This is a genomic window from Kocuria rosea, assembly GCF_006094695.1.
Lineage (GTDB): Bacteria > Actinomycetota > Actinomycetes > Actinomycetales > Micrococcaceae > Kocuria > Kocuria rosea.
On record NZ_CP035103.1, the window covers coordinates 3,139,824 to 3,155,074 of the forward strand.

A 15,251-nucleotide genomic window follows, 5' to 3' on the forward strand; every position below is an offset into this window, starting at 1 on the left:
GTTGTCCAGGATAACGGGGAGGGTCAAATCCCGGCCGGGGCCCTCACAGCACGAGGTTGTCGATCAGCCGGGTGCCGCCCACGTGGGCGGCCACGAGGGCAAGGGCGCCGGGCGCCGGCTCGACCGGCGCCAGGGTGCGGGGGTCGACGACGACGAGGTAGTCGAGCCGGACCCCGTCCTCGGCGTCGATCCGCCGCCGGGCGGCCTCGAGCTCCAGCTCCCCGGCGGCGAGCGCCCGCAGGGTGCGCGGGAGCACGAGCGCGGAGCGGCGCTGCGCGGCGTCGAGGTAGCGGTTGCGGGAGGACAGGGCCAGCCCGTCCTCGTCGCGCACGATGGGCACGGGCCGGACGGTGACGGGCAGGTCGAAGTCGGCGACCATCCGGCGCACGAGGAGCAGCTGCTGGGCGTCCTTCTCCCCGAAGTACGCCCGGAACGCGGCCGGCCCGGGCGGGGCGGTGATGTTGAGCAGCTTGTTGACCACGGTCAGGGCGCCGTCGAAGTGGCCGGGGCGGCTCGCGCCGTCGAGCACGGCACCGAGCCGGCCGGAGGTGACGCGCACGAGGGGCTCCCCGTCCGGGTACATCTCCGCCGTCGACGGGGCGAAGACGAGATCGGCGCCGAACCGGCCGAGCAGCTCGACGTCTGCCTCGAGGGTGCGCGGATAGCGCTCGAAGTCCTCGTCGGGGCCGAACTGCAGCGGGTTCACGAAGACCGAGACCGCGACCACGGTGTTCTCCTGCCGGGCGAGGCGCACCAGGTGGCCGTGCCCCTCGTGCAGGGCGCCCATGGTGGGCACGAGGCCCAGGGACGCCCGCTCACCGGGCGCCCCGTCCCGGGCCGCGCCGAGCCGGTCGGCCAGCGCGGCCCGGAACTCCTCGATGCCCCGGCAGACGCGGGGGACGCCGGTGGGGGCGCCGGTGGGGTCGCTCACGGGGTCTCCTCTCCGTCGGTGCCGCCGGTGCCGTCGGTGTCCCGGGTGAGCTCGAGGGCGGCGAGCACGGCGTCGTAGCGCGGGCGGTCGAGCAGGCCGCGGTCCAGGGCACGGCGGGCGGTGACGCGGGCGAGGTCCAGGTAGGCGAGCAGGACGTCGTCGCTCCCGTGGCCGTGGGCGTACTCGTCGAGGGCGTCCCGGTGGGCGGCCACGGTCCCGGCGTCGCCGCGGGCCACGGGTCCCGTGAGCGCGGACTCCCCCGCGGCCAGGGCGTTGTCCAAGGTCGCGCGCAGCAGGGGCCCCACCATCCGGTCGGGGCGCTCGACGCCGATGTCGCGGAGCACCTGCATGGACTGTCCGGCGACGGTCATCAGGTGGTTGGCGCCGTGGGCGAGGGCCGCGTGGTAGAGCGGGCGGTCGGCCTCCGCGACGACCACCGGCTCGGCGCCCATCTCGACCACCAGCGCCTGGGCGATGGGCAGCACCGGTCCCGGGGCCGTGATCCCGAACGAACAGTCGCTCAGCCGGGCAAGGTCCAGGCTCATGCCCGTGAAGGTCATGGCCGGGTGGATCGCGAGCGGGATCGCCCCGAGCCGGCGGGCCGGGTCCAGGACGCGGGTGCCCCAGCGGCCCGCGGTGTGCACCACGAGCTGCCCGGCCTGCCACAGCCCGGCGTCGGCGAGGCCCTGCACGAGCCCGGGCAGCTCGTCGTCGGGCACGGCGAGCAGCACGAGCTCGGCGCGCTCGAGCACGGACGGGACCTCAAGGACGGGCACGCCGGGCAGGAGGGCCTCGGCGCGGTCCCGGCTGGCCTCGGAGACGGCGTTGACGCCGACGACGGCGTGGCCGGCGGCGCGCAGCGCGGCGCCCAGGACGGCGCCCACCTTCCCGGCGCTGACGACCCCGACCCCGAGGCGTCCCGGGCGGTCGGACGGGTGGCTCATGGTCTCTCCTGGCGGGGGGTGTGGGGGTGGCTCGGGCCGTCGGCCAGTCTACGGGCCCCGGCCGCGTGCACCGCCTGGGCCGCGGCGAGCGCCCGGGCGTCCCCGGCGTCGAGATGCGGGACCATGACGCTCACGGGCCCCGGCGTGGAGTGCAGCTGGACGTCGGCGAGCCCCAGGGCCCGCTCGAGCGGGCCCTGGCTCACGGCCACCGACTGGGTCTTCTCGTGCGGCAGCACGGCGGTGCGCCGGCTCAGCCGCCCGGACCGGACCGCGAGGACGTCCTCGGTCGCGGCGAAGCCGGTCCGGCGGTGCACGAGGGGGTCGAGCCACCGGGCCCGGCGCGGAGAGGTGGTGAACCGGCCCTGCGCGCCCAGGCCGTGCAGGCCCTCCCGCAGCAGCGCGGCGAGGTCACCGTCCCGGGCGCCGGGCAGCGCGAGGTGCAGGACCTGGTGCACCTGGGGCAGGGTGCCGACGGGCAGCAGGGTCGAGCGCATGGCGTCGCCCTCCCCCGCCGCGGGCCCGTAGCCGGCCACGTTGACCCGCACCCGGTACCAGCCGAAGGGCCGCCAGAGCAGCGGCTGGTCCACGCCCACCGCCTGGATCCGCCCCGCCGGGACGGTCTGGGAGCGGACGCTGAACAGGCCGTAGCGCACGCGCATGCCCTCGGGGACGCGCAGCAGCCGGAAGTGGTAGCCCTGCTCGACCCGGCGGTAGGAGACCGCACCGAAGCTGATCAGCCCGGGCAGCCAGGCGGCGAGCATCGCCGGGGCGGCACGGGCGTCCACCAGCAGGGCGGCCGGTGCGGCGGCCAGCAGCACGGCCAGGGCGACCGACGAGCCCGAGGCGAGCACGGAGCCGATCAGCCGCGGCACCGGCACGCCGAGCACCGGGCGCTCCTGGTCCCCGGTGACCGCCCAGGGGGCCGGTCGCCGCGCGGGCAGGCCGGGCGCCGCACCGGGTGCCGGGGCGGCGGGGTCCTGGCCCGGGGCGGCCAGGCCGAGCCGGCCCAGCAGCTCCCCGCGCAGCACGCGCGCCTGGGGGTGGGTGAGGTAGGACAGGGACACCGCGGACTGCCCGGCGTCGGCCACCTCGAACTTCAGCTCCGCCAGCCCCAGCAGCCGGGGCAGGAACGGGCGGTGGATGTCGATGGCCTGCACCCGGTCCAGCCGCGCCTGGCGCTCCTGCCGGAAGAGCACCCCGGAGCGGATCCGCACGTGCTCCGGGGTCACCTGGTAGCGGGTGAACCACCAGGAGACCAGCACGGCCGCGGCGAACACGAGGAGCACGACCGCCACGAGCCCGGCCAGCACCCACCAGAAGACGGCGCCCATCCGGGCCGGGTCGAAGTCCTGGGGCGGCACGGCGTCCCCGCGGCCGAGGAAGGCGTTGAGGAAGTCGTCGAGGAGGATGTTGACGAAGGCGCCCGCGATCACGACCATCGCGAGCCACCCCTTGACCACCGGGGTCAGCGGGTGGACACGGTGCCACTGCGGGGCCGGCGCGGGGGCGGGGGCAGCGCTCACAGGCCCGCCAGGAGGGCCTCGCCGCGCGCGGTGAGCCGCTCGCGCAGCCGGGACGCCTCGGCGTGCTCCACCCCCGGGATCTCGGCGTGGCTGCCCACGGCGGCGGTGTGCAGCTTCACGGTGGCCAGGCCGAAGCTGCGCTGCAGCGGGGAGACCGACACGTCCACGTACTGCATCCGGCCGTAGGGGATCACCGTGACCCGCTGGTAGAGCAGGCCGCGCCGCACGAGCAGGTCCTCGCCGCGCTCGGCGTAGCCGATCGCCCGGACCCGCCGCGGGGCCAGGAGCACGGAGAGCAGCCCGGCCGCCAGGACGGCCGCGGGCGGCAGCAGCAGCAGGCCCAGGGGGGCGCCGGACCACACGCCCGTGGCCGCCAGCACCGCCGGCCAGCCGAGGGCGGCGAGCCAGAAGAGGGTGCTGAGGAGGGTGGAGAGCACCACCACGGAGAGGTGCTTGGGCGAGACCCGGGTCCAGGCCAGGCCCTCGGGGTCGATCGCGGGGTTGCTCAGGGGCACCCGGTCACCGGGCGTCCCCGCCACGGGGCCGCCGACGGGCCCGTGGGCGGATCTCTCGGGCATAACCACCTTCTCCCTCGGGAAGCTCCTTCTGCCGCCCCCTACGGTACTCGGCGCCCTCCTCCGCGTCGGGATCGTCCGGCGGCAGCTTGCAGAAGCCCTCCACGATCCAGCCCACCACCACGAGCACGAGCCCGGCCCCGGCGTGCACCAGGCTGGCCCACAGCGGGCCCTGCTCGGAGCGCACGGTCACCAGCGCGAGCTGCTCGACGGCCACGGCGGCGTGCCAGCCGGTCAGCATCGCCCCCGCCCAGGCCACCGCCTGCGCGCCGGCCGCGGTGCGGGCGGCCACGAGCGGGTCGAAACGCTCCGGGCGCGCTCCGTCCTGGTGCCGCTTGACCCGCACGCCCAGCACCAGCAGGGCCGCGGCCACGGCGGCGAGGGCCGCGAGCGAGGCCCACGGCAGGATCAGCAGCGGCCCGCCCGCGCCCGTGGACAGCCGGTTGGCGGTCCAGCCGACGGCGCCTGCGGCGGCGGCGCACATCAGCAGCGCCGGGACCGTGAGCACGTGCACGGCGGCTCCCCCTCAGTCCCCGTCCCCGCCGGGAGCGGGGTCCTCGGGCAGCAGGGGGATCGTGTCCGGCCCCAGGCCGCCGAGGTCCTCCGCCCGGCGGGCCAGCTCGGCGACGCTGCGCCCCTCGAGCGTCGCGCCGGGGTCCATGAGGGCCCAGGGCACGAGCACGAACGCGCGGGTGCCGGCGCGCAGGTGGGGCACGGTGAGGTCCGGCTCGTCCAGGCGCAGGTCCCCGTAGACCACGATGTCGACGTCGAGGGTGCGCGGGCCCCAGCGCTGCGTCCGGGTCCGGTGGTGGCGCTCCTCCACCTCCTGGCACGCCCGCAGCAGCCCGAAGGGGCTCAGCTCGGTCTCCACCTCGACGACCGCGTTCAGGTAGTCCCCCTGGCCGGCCGGTCCGCCGACCGGCCGGGAGCGCACGATGGGCGAGGCGCGGACCAGCGTGATCCGCGGGTGGGCGGCCAGCTCGAGGGCGGCGCCGCGGAGGGTGGCCTCCCGGTCGCCGAGGTTGGCGCCGAGGGCGAGGACGGCCCGGGTGCCCACCTCAGCGCTCCCGGTAGATCGTGACGGAGACGTCGGAGAACGTCACCTCGATGGGCGCCTTGGGCTTGTGCACGGTGACCTCCACCGCGTCGAGCGGGAAGCGGGCGAGCAGCCGCCGGGCGACCTGGTCGGCGAGGGTCTCGAGCAGGTTGACGCTGGGGCCGATGACGATGTCCCGCACCTCCTCGGCGACCTCGCCGTAGTGGGCGGTCAGGGCGACGTCGTCCGAGGCCCCCGCCGCGGCCAGGTCCAGGTACATGACGAGGTCCACGAAGAAGGGCTGGCCGCTGCGCTTCTCCTGGTCGAAGACGCCGTGGTAGCCCACCGCGCCGATGCCCAGGAGGTTGATCCGGTCCCGGCGGTCGGGGGCCCTGGTGGTGGACACCGGGACGTGCTGGCGGCCGGCCCGGTCCCCGGCGCGCATCCGGGCGGCGTCCGCGTCCTCGCGCGGCACGCGGTTCACCGGTCCGCTCCGGAGGACGCCGGCAGCACGCCGGCGTCGGCGGCGGGGCGCAGCAGGGCCGGCTCCACGCCGCGCCAGGCGTGCGCGGCGGCCACGGCGTCGGCGCTCGGGCGCACGGCGTGGACGCGCACGCACCACGCGCCCGCGTGGGCGGACAGCGCGCTGATCGCGGCCGTCGCCGCGTCCCGCCCGGCCGCGGGGCGCGGTGCGCCGTCCTGCTCGAGCAGGGTGCCGAGGAAGCGCTTGCGGGACGCCGCCACGAGCACCTTGTGGCCGGTGGCCGTGAAGCGCGGCAGCGCCCGGAGCAGCTCCCAGTTCTGCGCCCCGCGCTTGTCGAAGCCCAGCCCGGGGTCCAGGACCAGCTTCTCGGGGGCCAGGCCGGCGGCCAGGCAGCGCTCCGTCAGCGCCTCGAGCTCCCCGAGCACCTCCCCGGCCACGTCGTGGTAGACGGCCCGGGAGTCCTGCACGTCGGGCAGGCCGCGGGCGTGCATGAGGACGTAGGGGGCCTGCCGCTCGGCGACCAGGTCGATCATGTCCTGGCTCGCGCGCAGCCCCGAGACGTCGTTGACGATGTGCGCCCCGGCGTCCAGGACGGCCTCGGCGGTCCCGGCGTGGAGGGTGTCGACGCTGAGCACCGCGCCCGCGGCGGCGAGGGCCTCGACCACGGGCAGGATCCGGCGCCGCTCCTCGGCGGGGTCGATCCGCTCGGAGCCGGGCCGGGTGGACTCGCCCCCGACGTCGACGATGTCGGCGCCCTCGGCGAGCATGCGCAGCCCGTGCGCGATCGCGGCCTCGTGCCCGGCGTGCTCGCCGCCGTCGCTGAAGGAGTCGGGGGTGACGTTGAGGATGCCCATGACCAGCGTGCGCCCGGTGGGCAGGTTCTCGAAGGAGCCCCAGCCGGAGGGCCGGTGCGCGGGGTCGGTGCGGAGGGGGGGCGTCATGTGCTCAGCGCCCCAGGATGAGGCTCATCGCCTCGGCGCGGGTGGCGGGCTCGCGCAGCTGTCCGCGCACGGCCGAGGTGACGGTCTTGGCGCCCGGCTTGCGCACCCCGCGCATGGACATGCACAGGTGCTCGCACTCGACCACCACGATCACCCCGGCCGGCTGGAGGTGCTCCATGATCGCCTCCACCACCTGGGTGGTCAGCCGCTCCTGGACCTGGGGCCGGCGGGCGAAGAGGTCCACGAGGCGGGCGAGCTTGCTCAGGCCGGTGACCATCCCGTCGTGGCCGGGGATGTAGCCCACGTGGGCGTGCCCGTGGAACGGGACGAGGTGGTGCTCGCAGGTCGAGTAGAAGGGGATGTCCTTGACGAGGACCATCTCGGAGTGGCCGATGTCGAAGGTCGTCCCGAGGATCTCGGCGGGGTCCTGGTGCAGGCCCGCGAACATCTCCGCGTACGCCCGCGCCACGCGCCCCGGGGTGCCCTGCAGGCCGTCCCGGTCCGGGTCATCGCCGATCGCCAGCAGCAGCTCGCGCACGGCCGCCGCGACGCGCGGCTGGTCGACCGCCCCGGCGCCGGCCTCCAGCGCGGGGGCGGGGTCGGGGTACGGCGGGTCGAACGCCTCCGCGCGCAGGTCGTGCGCGCTCGTCTGCTTCGTGCGGGCCTCGTGGGGCAACGCGCCCTCCTTCGGGATCTGCCGGTGCGGCGGGGTCTGCCGGACGGGACGGGAGTCGGCGGACGCGACCGGCTGTCGCTCCATCCTAGGCCCGGCTCAGTCCGTGCCGGCCCCCGGGGCGCGCTCCGCGGAGGGTCCGGTGGTGCTCGAGGAGCCCGCCCCCTCCCCCGGGGGCACCGAGTGCCCGCGCTCCGGGACCTCGAGGGGGTGCTCCGGCTTCGCGGCGGCCGCCTGGTCCTGCGGGGCCAGGGTCGCGGGGTCCTGGGCGTGCAGCCGCCGGGCCTCCTCGCGCTCGGCCTGCGTGACCACGGGCGGGTCCTCGGAGAGCGGCCGGGTGTCCTTGGACAGCCACACGGGCCGCAGGTCCCGCTTGCGGATGTCGTGGAAGAGGTCCGCGATCTGCGCCTCGTTGAGCGTCTCCTTCTCGAGCAGCTCGAGGGCGAGCCGGTCGAGGACGGGACGGTTGTCCATGAGGATCGCGTGCGCCTCGTCGTGGGCCTGGTCCAGCAGGGCCCGCACCTCCTCGTCGACGATCGCGGCGGTGCGCTCGGAGTACTCCCGGCCCGAGCCGGCGGCGTCCCGGCCGAGGAACGGCTCGGAGCTGTCCCCGCCCAGCTTGATCGAGCCCACGCGGGCGCTCATGCCGTACTGGGTGACCATCTTGCGGGCCGTGTCGGTGGCCTTCTGGATGTCGTTGGACGCGCCGGTGGACGGGTCCCGGAACACGATCTCCTCCGCCGCGCGCCCGCCCATGGCGTAGGCCATCTGGTCGAGCAGCTCGTTGCGGGTGGTCGAGTACTTGTCGTCCATGGGCATGACCATGGTGTAGCCCAGGGCCCGGCCGCGGGGCAGGATGGTGATCTTCGTGACCGGGTCCGTGTTGCGCAGGGCCGCGGCCACGAGCGCGTGCCCGCCCTCGTGGTAGGCGGTGACCTTGCGCTCGAGCTCCTTCATGATCCGGCTGCGCTTCTGCGGACCGGCGATGACCCGGTCGATCGCCTCGTCCACGGCGCGGTCGTCGATGAGCTGGGCGTGGGAGCGGGCCGTCAGCAGCGCGGCCTCGTTCATCACGTTGGCGAGCTCGGCGCCCGTGAAGCCGGGGGTGCGCTTGGCCACGGCGGCGAGGTCCACGTTGTCCGCGAGCGGCTTGCCCTGCGAGTGCACCCGGAGGATCTGCAGGCGGCCCTTCATGTCGGGGGCCTCCACGCCGATCTGGCGGTCGAAGCGGCCCGGGCGCAGCAGCGCCGGGTCCAGGACGTCGGGGCGGTTGGTCGCGGCGATCAGGATGACGTTGGTGGTGGCGTCGAAGCCGTCCATCTCGACGAGCAGCTGGTTGAGGGTCTGCTCGCGCTCGTCGTTGCCGCCGCCCATGCCCGCGCCGCGCTGGCGGCCCACGGCGTCGATCTCGTCCACGAAGATGATGGCCGGCGCGTTCTCCTTGGCCTGCTGGAACAGGTCGCGGACCCGGGAGGCGCCCACGCCCACGAACATCTCGACGAAGTCGGAGCCGGAGATCGAGAAGAAGGGCACGCCGGCCTCGCCGGCCACCGCCCGCGCGAGCAGGGTCTTGCCGGTGCCGGGAGGGCCGTAGAGCAGCACGCCCTTGGGCACCTTCGCGCCGAGGGCGGTGAAGCGCTCCCGCTCCACCAGGAACTGCTTGATCTCGTCGAGCTCCTGCACGGCCTCGTCCGCGCCGGCGACGTCGGCGAAGGTCACCGTGGGGTTGTCCTTGTCGAACATCTTGGCCCGCGAGCGGCCGAAGCGCATGACCTGGGACCCGCCCCCCTGCATCCGGGAGAACACGAACCAGAAGATGGCGAGGATGATCAGGAACGGCAGCATGAAGCCGAGGAGGCTGGTGAACCAGTTCGACTCGACGGGCTGGTCCGTGAACCCCTGGAGGTCCGCCGCGTTCATCGCGTCGACGACCTCTTCCCCGCGCGGGGTGACGTAGTAGAACTCGACGCTGCGCCCGAGGTCGCGGCCGTCGAGGGAGAGGTCCTCCTCCAGCTGGAGCTCGACCTTCTGCTGGCCGTCGTAGATCTTCGCCTCGGCGACCTGGCCCTCGCGGAGCAGCTGCAGGCCGACGTTGGTGTCCACGCGCCCGGAGGAGCCCGTGGTGAGCGTGCCCACCAGGGGGAAGAGGATCAGAGCGGCCAGCAGGACCCAGAACCAGGGTCCTCTGAAGAAGTTGTTGGGTTTTTTCGCCGTGGCCAAGCCGCTGATCCTCCCGTGGATGGTTGTCCGGGCCCCCTCGAGCCCGTGCCCGCCCAGGGCCGGAGGTCCAGGGGACGCAGACCTACAATGTACAGCCCGGACTCGGGGTCGGGCCCCGGACGGGCCGGGAGTTCCCTGTCAGCGGACACCCGGCCCGGGAACCGCCGCGGCGCACGCCCGCCGGGGGCGCCGGCTCACTCGTAGACGTGCGGCGCCAGGGTCGCGATGCAGTCGAGGTTGCGGTACTTCTCGGCGTAGTCGAGCCCGTAGCCCACCACGAACTCGTTGGGGATGTCCCAGCCCACGTACTTGACGTCGATGGAGGTCTTCGCGGCCTCGGGCTTGCGCAGCAGGGCGCAGATCTCCACCGAGGCCGTGCCGCGGGACTCGAGGTTGGCGCGCAGCCAGGACAGGGTCAGGCCCGAGTCGATGATGTCCTCGACGATGAGCACGTCCCGCCCTGTGAGGTCCGTGTCCAGGTCCTTCAGGATGCGGACCACGCCCGAGGACTTGGTCCCGGAGCCGTAGGAGGACACGGCCATCCAGTCCATGGGGTACTGGCCCTGGAGCGCCCGGCACAGGTCGGCCATGACCATCACCGCACCCTTGAGCACGCCCACGAGCAGGACGTCCCGGCCCCGGTAGTCGGCGTCCACGGCGGCCGCCAGCTCGGCGATCCTCGTGTCGATGTCTTCCTTGCTGTACAGGACCTCGGTGAGATCCCCCTGGACGTCCTCAGCCTTCACGGCGCTCCTCGGGTGATGCGGATGCGGGTCGGGTGGCGCTCGCGGGCCGCGGGCGGACGAGCTCCAGGTGCCCCGGGCCACGGGTGCCCGCCGTCGGGCGGCGGCGCCACACCGACACCTTACCCGCCATCTGCACGGGCCCCGCGGCCCCGTGTCCCGCGGCGAACTCGTCCAGCGCGCCGAGCCGCTCGTAGGCCGGGGTCTGTCCGCCGGCGGCGACCACGGCCGCCGACAGGGCGCGGCGGCGCAGCGCGGGGTGCGCGGCCCGCACCGTGGCGAGGTCCAGGGCCAGGGAGCCGGGCAGCTCCGGGGCGGCGGCGCGGGCGCGCTCGAGCAGCTCCCCCGCGGCGCCGTCGAGGTAGTCCGCGTCGGGGCCGAGGATCGCGGCGGACCGGGCCAGGGCACGGGCCAGACCGGGGCCGAGCTCGTCCTCCAGCAGCGGGAGCACGCGGTGGCGGACCCGGGAGCGCATCAGGGTGGTGTCCCGGTTCGTGGGGTCGTGCCAGGGCTCGAGCTGCTCGGCGGCGCAGATCTCCAGGGTCTGCGCGCGGGAGAGGTCGAGGAACGGGCGGAGGTAGGTGACGCCGTCGAGCTCGCGCACGGGGGGCATCCCGGCCAGCGAGCGGGTGCCGGAGCCGCGGGCGAGGCCCAGCAGGACGGACTCCGCCTGGTCGTCCAGGGTGTGCCCGAGCAGCACGGCGTCGGCGCCCGTGCGCCCCACGACCTCCGCGATGCCCGCGTAGCGGGCGGTGCGGGCCGCCATCTCGGGGCCGCCCGCGTCCCGGCGCACGGTCACGGCCGTGACGACGACGGGCGCCAGCCCGGTCTGCTCGAGCGTGCGGGCGGCGCGGGCCGCGACCGCCGCGGAGTCCTCCTGGAGGCCGTGGTCGACCACCACGGCGCCCACGCGCAGCGTGCCGCGCCGGGCGAAGTGGGCCGCGGCGGCGGCCAGCGCGAGGGAGTCGGGGCCGCCGCTGCAGGCCACCAGCACGAGCGGGGGCTCCGCGGAGGTCCGGGGGACGTGCTGCCGGACGGAGTCGAGCACACGGCGCCGCCCCGCGGCGACGTCCGGGGACAGTCGGCCGCGGCGGGCGAACTGGGTCACCGGCGGGCGTCCTCGCGGTCGCTCGCGGCCTGCTGGTTCTGCGACTCCCGCACGGCCAGGCGCACGACCTTGGCGAGGGTCGGGGCGGTCTCGCCGAGCAGGTCCAGGGCGGCCTCGAGCTCGTGCCGCGGGACCACGTGGGCGAGGGCCGCGACGGCGTTGGTCTCGCTGTGGATGCCGGCCTGGATCTGCGTGGTCGACAGCACGGGCTGCGAGGCCTCGACCGCGGCGAGGACCTCCTCGATGTCCGGGGTGCCGATGCGCTGCTCCAGCATCACCAGGCGCTCGTAGACCGCCGGGTTGCCGATCTTGATCCGGCGGCCGCTGTTGAGCTGCGACAGCATGGGCGCGGAGAGGCCGAGGACCTCGGCCAGTCGCCGCTGCGTGATGCCGTAGGCCTGGACGACCGTGCCGAAGCGCTCCGACAGGGGCTGGCCGTACAGCTTGACCTGCTGTTCGATATTCTCTGTGCTCACGTAAAGATTTTGTCACACAAAGGTGATCCGACCTACCGCGTGTCGCGCTGTGACCGAGGTCTCCGAGGCGGGGCGCCCCACCCGTAATGTGTATGAATCTGCATGTCAAACGGGGGTGCGTGGTGTCTACCACATTCCCGGCGGCTCCGGGGCGGGGAGGAGCCGGCGCGGCGGTGCGCCCGGGCCCAGCACGCGCTCGATCCAGCGCTCCGGGGCGTGGATCTCGACCTCCGTGGGAAGGTGCTCCGGGGCCTCCCAGATCCGGTTGAACGACTCCAGCCCCACGGTCCCCACCACGGTCGTGACGAACCGCTGGCCGTCGCTGTACTGGCGCATCTTCGCGTCCATCCCGAGCAGGCGCCGGACGAAGCGGTCGAGGCTGCCCTGGAGCTCGGAGCGCCGCTCGAAGCGCCGCCGGATCGTCTTCACGGAGGGCACCACGGAGGCGTCCACCCCGTCCATCACGAAGTTCGCGTGCCCCTCGAGCAGGCTCATCACGGCGGTGAGGTGGGAGAGCACCTCCCGCTCCCGCCGCCCCATGAGCAGGCCCACCACGCCGAGGGAGGCCCGGGGCTCCTCCGCCCCCGCGCCGCGCCCGGGCAGGGAGCGGACCGCCTCCGTGAGCCGCGCCCCGAGGGTCTCGGCGTGCCCCATGAGGGAGTCGGCGAGCTCGTTGATCTGCTCGATCATGTGCTCGCGCAGCCACGGGGCCGCGGCGAACTGGACGCGGTGGGTCTGCTCGTGGAGGCAGACCCACAGCCGGAAGTCCTCCGGCTCGACGTTGAGCTCCCGCTCGACCGTGAGGATGTTGGGCGCGACGAGCATCAGCCGCCCGCCGGGGTGCCGCTGCGCGGCCACGGCGGAGACCAGCCCGGCGTACGGGTCGTACTGGCCCAGGACCTTCGCGGAGAGGAACCCGAGGACCGCCGCCATCTCCATGGCGGTGGCCGTGCCGCCGAGGGCGGTGGCGGCCGCGCCGAACTGCTCCGGGCGGCGCCGGCGCAGGGCCTCGACCGCCGGCTCCATGAGCACCTCGAAGGCCTGGGCGTTGGCCTTCGACCACCCGGCGCGGTCCACGACCAGCACGGTGGAGTCCCGCAGGTCCCGCGCCGCCTCGAGCCCGGTGATCCGGTGGACGTGGTCCACGGACGCCTCGGCGTGGCGGCGCATGGAGGCCACCGCCGCCTGCATGGCCCGGGCGGACATCCTCGGCCCCGGCGGCGTGAGCCGGGCGGCGGCTGAGGCCGCGAGGTCCCACCGGACGATCCCGGGCGCGTCCGTCTCCGGCGGTCGTTGTGCTGCGCTCATGGCCTCATGCAACCACACGCGCCTGGGAGCGCCCGGCGCGGGCCGTCACAGGAGGGCCAGGGCCGCCACCGCGCGGTCCACGGCGTCCCGGGCGGCGGCGGGGTCGGCGACCTCGTTGAGCACCACGGAGAACGTCAGCAGCCGCCCCCCGTCCGTGCTGACGTGCCCGCTGAGGGCGACCACGGAGTTCAGCGTGCCTGTCTTCGCCCGCGCCAGGCCTCGCCCGGGGCGCTCGGCGTCGTCGTCGAACCGGCCGGCGAGGGTCCCGCTGCCGCCGGCCACCGGGAGCGCCCGGGCGCCGGGGGTCAGCGCCCCCGTGGGGTCGGTGACCATGGCCCGCACGACCTGCTCGAGCGCGCGGGCGGGGATGCGGTTGCGCAGGGACATCCCGGACGCGTCGGAGAGCACGGCGCCCGGCGCCGGGACGCCGTGCGCCTCGAGCGCCGCGGCCGCGGCGGCACGGCCGCCGGCGATGCTCGCGGGCCGGTCCGCGGCCCGGGCCGCGAGCCGCGAGAGGACCTCGGCGAGGTGGTTGTCGGAGTCCTGCAGCATGAGCTCGGCCTGCTCGGCGAGGGTCGCGGACTCGACGGCGGCCAGCTCGGCCGCACCCTCGGGCGCCCGGCCGGGCGCGACCGCGGGGACGGAGGGCGCCCCGCCCCCGGGGAGCCGGGCCGCGAGCTCGGCCGCGAAGACCTCGGCGACGTCCTGCGCCGCGTCCACGGGCCGCTCCGCCGACGGCCCCTCCCCCGCGGGCACGCGGTGGGACCAGAACGCCATGGGCGCCACCGGCCCGATCTGCCCCGCCGCGACGTCACCCGCGGCCCAGTCCTCGTTGACGTCCGGTCCGGCGAACAGGCTCGCGTCCCACCGCACGGCGGTGGGCCCGGCCGCCCCGCGCTCGGCGAGCGCCTCGGCCGTCGCCTGCGCCAGGGTCCGGATCCCGGCCCGGCCCAGCACGGCGTCCGGGTCGGAGCCGCCCGGGCTCAGCAGGGTGTCCCCGCCGGCCACCAGCACCACCGTGCCCGGCTCCGGCCCCTCGACCACCGTGGTGCGCAGGCGCCGGCCGGGGTCGGCGTGGGTGAGCAGGGACAGCGCCGTGACGAGCTTCTGGTTGGAGGCCGGGACCAGGGGCGCGTCCGCGTCCCGCTCGAGCAGCGGCTCCCCGGTGAGGGCGTCGGCCACGAGGACGGAGCGCCGTCCGGCGGTGCCTGCGAGCACGGGCTCCACCGCCGCGGCCACCTCGGCGGCGCCGGGCACGGGGGCGGCCGGGTCGGGGGGAACGGCCCCGGCGGGGGCGGGCGCCTCCGCGGGGAGGACTCGGGCCGCCGGGAGGTCGTTCCCGGCCAGGCCCAGCGCGGGGGCCCAGTGGGGGTGCAGCCAGCCCGCCACGCCCACGCAGCCGGCGGCGAGCAGCGCCGTCAGGGCGCGGTGACCGGGGCCCGGACGGGCCCGCGGCCGCCGTCGCCCGGCGGGGGGACCGTGGCGTCGGGGACTGCTCATGCCCCCATTGTGGCCCGGTCCGCGGCGCCGCGGCGGACCGGCGCCGGCCCCGGAGCGGCGCCGCGGCGGGCCGGGCGCGGCCCCGTGGCGGGCCGGACGGTTACCGCCGCCCGCGGGGCCGCCGCTATCGTGGGTCTCGGATCTGCCCCACCCCGCCCGGGTGGTGCGGCCGCGCTCGGCCGCTGTCAGCCCTTTCCGGCCCTTCCGGGCCCATCCAGCACGAGGAGAAGCACCATGGAGTTGGACGTCACCATCGAGATCCCCCGGGGATCGCGCGTCAAGTACGAGATCGACCACGAGACCGGCCGCCTCCGCCTGGACCGCGTCCTGTTCACGTCGATGCAGTACCCCGCGCACTACGGCTACTTCGAGGACAGCCTGGGCGAGGACGGCGACCCCCTGGACGCCCTCGTGCTCCTGGACTTCGAGATCGTCCCGGGCGTGCTCGTGGAGTCGCGCCCCATCGCCGTGTTCAACATGAACGACGAGGCCGGCGGGGACGCGAAGATCCTGTGCGTGTCCACGGACAAGCGCTACGACCACATCCAGGGTCTCGACGACATCGACGAGTACAAGCTCAAGGAGATCCAGCACTTCTTCGAGCGCTACAAGGACCTCGAGCCCAACAAGTGGGTCAAGGGCGAGGGCTGGGAGGGCCGGGAGACCGCCGAGCGCCTCGTCGAGGAGGCCCGCGAGCGCTTCGAGCAGTCCCACTACGACTCGGCCGCCGAGGCCGAGGAGAAGGCCCCGTCCACCGACTGAGCGGACGGGCACGCGCGGGGGCCGGGG

16 protein-coding genes are annotated in these 15,251 nt (G+C 75.4%); 1 reads left to right on the top strand and 15 read right to left on the bottom strand.

The window, feature by feature from the left end; genetic code table 11:
- Window positions 1–43 precede the first annotated feature (43 nt).
- From panC to dacB, 15 genes are all read right to left on the bottom strand, one after another.
- Entirely contained in the window at window positions 44–931 is an 888-nt protein-coding gene (panC, locus tag EQG70_RS14305) for a pantoate--beta-alanine ligase (RefSeq protein WP_109268638.1), read from the bottom strand.
- Complete coding sequence (locus EQG70_RS14310) at window positions 928–1,875, bottom strand: Rossmann-like and DUF2520 domain-containing protein (RefSeq protein ID WP_109268637.1); 948 nt, start codon at window positions 1,873–1,875, stop codon at window positions 928–930. The genes panC and EQG70_RS14310 overlap by 4 nt, the downstream gene beginning before the upstream one ends.
- Window positions 1,872–3,398, bottom strand: coding sequence for a PH domain-containing protein (locus tag EQG70_RS14315; protein ID WP_126346520.1), 1,527 nt, complete (start codon window positions 3,396–3,398; stop codon window positions 1,872–1,874). Before EQG70_RS14315 ends, EQG70_RS14310 begins: the two co-directional genes overlap by 4 nt.
- Window positions 3,395–3,907, bottom strand: a complete 513-nt coding sequence (locus tag EQG70_RS14320) for a PH domain-containing protein (RefSeq protein WP_031282261.1) — start codon at window positions 3,905–3,907, stop codon at window positions 3,395–3,397. The genes EQG70_RS14315 and EQG70_RS14320 overlap by 4 nt, the downstream gene beginning before the upstream one ends.
- Before the next feature lie 10 nt (window positions 3,908–3,917).
- Window positions 3,918–4,487, bottom strand: a complete 570-nt coding sequence (locus EQG70_RS14325) for a DUF3180 domain-containing protein (protein WP_052132870.1) — start codon at window positions 4,485–4,487, stop codon at window positions 3,918–3,920.
- A 12-nt stretch (window positions 4,488–4,499) separates the two neighbouring features.
- Entirely contained in the window at window positions 4,500–5,030 is a 531-nt protein-coding gene (gene folK / locus EQG70_RS14330) for a 2-amino-4-hydroxy-6-hydroxymethyldihydropteridine diphosphokinase (RefSeq protein WP_017832033.1), read from the bottom strand.
- A gap of 1 nt (window position 5,031) precedes the next feature.
- Entirely contained in the window at window positions 5,032–5,493 is a 462-nt protein-coding gene (gene folB / locus EQG70_RS14335; protein WP_017832034.1) for a dihydroneopterin aldolase, read from the bottom strand.
- On the bottom strand, window positions 5,490–6,434 hold the full coding sequence (gene folP / locus EQG70_RS14340; RefSeq protein WP_017832035.1) for a dihydropteroate synthase: 945 nt from the start codon (window positions 6,432–6,434) through the stop codon (window positions 5,490–5,492). Before folP ends, folB begins: the two co-directional genes overlap by 4 nt.
- A gap of 4 nt (window positions 6,435–6,438) precedes the next feature.
- Window positions 6,439–7,194, bottom strand: a complete 756-nt coding sequence (gene folE / locus EQG70_RS14345) for a GTP cyclohydrolase I FolE (protein WP_017832036.1) — start codon at window positions 7,192–7,194, stop codon at window positions 6,439–6,441.
- A gap of 12 nt (window positions 7,195–7,206) precedes the next feature.
- Window positions 7,207–9,327: an ATP-dependent zinc metalloprotease FtsH gene (ftsH, locus tag EQG70_RS14350; RefSeq protein ID WP_035926025.1), complete on the bottom strand. Its 2,121-nt coding sequence runs from the start codon at window positions 9,325–9,327 to the stop codon at window positions 7,207–7,209.
- A gap of 194 nt (window positions 9,328–9,521) precedes the next feature.
- On the bottom strand, window positions 9,522–10,073 hold the full coding sequence (gene hpt, locus EQG70_RS14355; RefSeq protein WP_017832038.1) for a hypoxanthine phosphoribosyltransferase: 552 nt from the start codon (window positions 10,071–10,073) through the stop codon (window positions 9,522–9,524).
- Window positions 10,063–11,178 (bottom strand): tRNA lysidine(34) synthetase TilS, encoded by a 1,116-nt coding sequence (tilS, locus tag EQG70_RS14360; protein ID WP_095650868.1) that lies wholly within the window; start codon window positions 11,176–11,178, stop codon window positions 10,063–10,065. Before tilS ends, hpt begins: the two co-directional genes overlap by 11 nt.
- On the bottom strand, window positions 11,175–11,654 hold the full coding sequence (locus tag EQG70_RS14365) for a hypothetical protein (protein WP_017832040.1): 480 nt from the start codon (window positions 11,652–11,654) through the stop codon (window positions 11,175–11,177). The genes tilS and EQG70_RS14365 overlap by 4 nt, the downstream gene beginning before the upstream one ends.
- Before the next feature lie 126 nt (window positions 11,655–11,780).
- Complete coding sequence (locus tag EQG70_RS14370) at window positions 11,781–12,962, bottom strand: zinc-dependent metalloprotease (protein WP_051063702.1); 1,182 nt, start codon at window positions 12,960–12,962, stop codon at window positions 11,781–11,783.
- Between the two features lie 45 nt (window positions 12,963–13,007).
- Window positions 13,008–14,462, bottom strand: coding sequence for a D-alanyl-D-alanine carboxypeptidase/D-alanyl-D-alanine endopeptidase (gene dacB / locus EQG70_RS14375; RefSeq protein ID WP_109268635.1), 1,455 nt, complete (start codon window positions 14,460–14,462; stop codon window positions 13,008–13,010).
- Window positions 14,463–14,696: 234 nt separating this feature from the next.
- Here dacB and EQG70_RS14380 point away from each other — a divergent pair, with 234 nt between their 5' ends.
- A complete protein-coding gene (locus EQG70_RS14380; RefSeq protein ID WP_017832043.1) occupies window positions 14,697–15,224 on the top strand; it encodes an inorganic diphosphatase in 528 nt (175 codons plus the stop codon).
- Window positions 15,225–15,251: the final 27 nt, after the last annotated feature.

Excerpts from the sequence above, each read along its gene's own strand:
- EQG70_RS14310 (WP_109268637.1), bottom strand. The coding sequence starts at position 1,875 with ATGAGCCACCCGTCCGACCGCCCGGGACGCCTCGGGGTCGGGGTCGTC.
- folP (WP_017832035.1), bottom strand. The coding sequence starts at position 6,434 with ATGACGCCCCCCCTCCGCACCGACCCCGCGCACCGGCCCTCCGGCTGG.
- folE (WP_017832036.1), bottom strand. The coding sequence starts at position 7,194 with ATGGAGCGACAGCCGGTCGCGTCCGCCGACTCCCGTCCCGTCCGGCAG.
- EQG70_RS14370 (WP_051063702.1), bottom strand. The coding sequence starts at position 12,962 with ATGAGCGCAGCACAACGACCGCCGGAGACGGACGCGCCCGGGATCGTC.
- dacB (WP_109268635.1), bottom strand. The coding sequence starts at position 14,462 with ATGAGCAGTCCCCGACGCCACGGTCCCCCCGCCGGGCGACGGCGGCCG.
- EQG70_RS14380 (WP_017832043.1), top strand. The coding sequence starts at position 14,697 with ATGGAGTTGGACGTCACCATCGAGATCCCCCGGGGATCGCGCGTCAAG.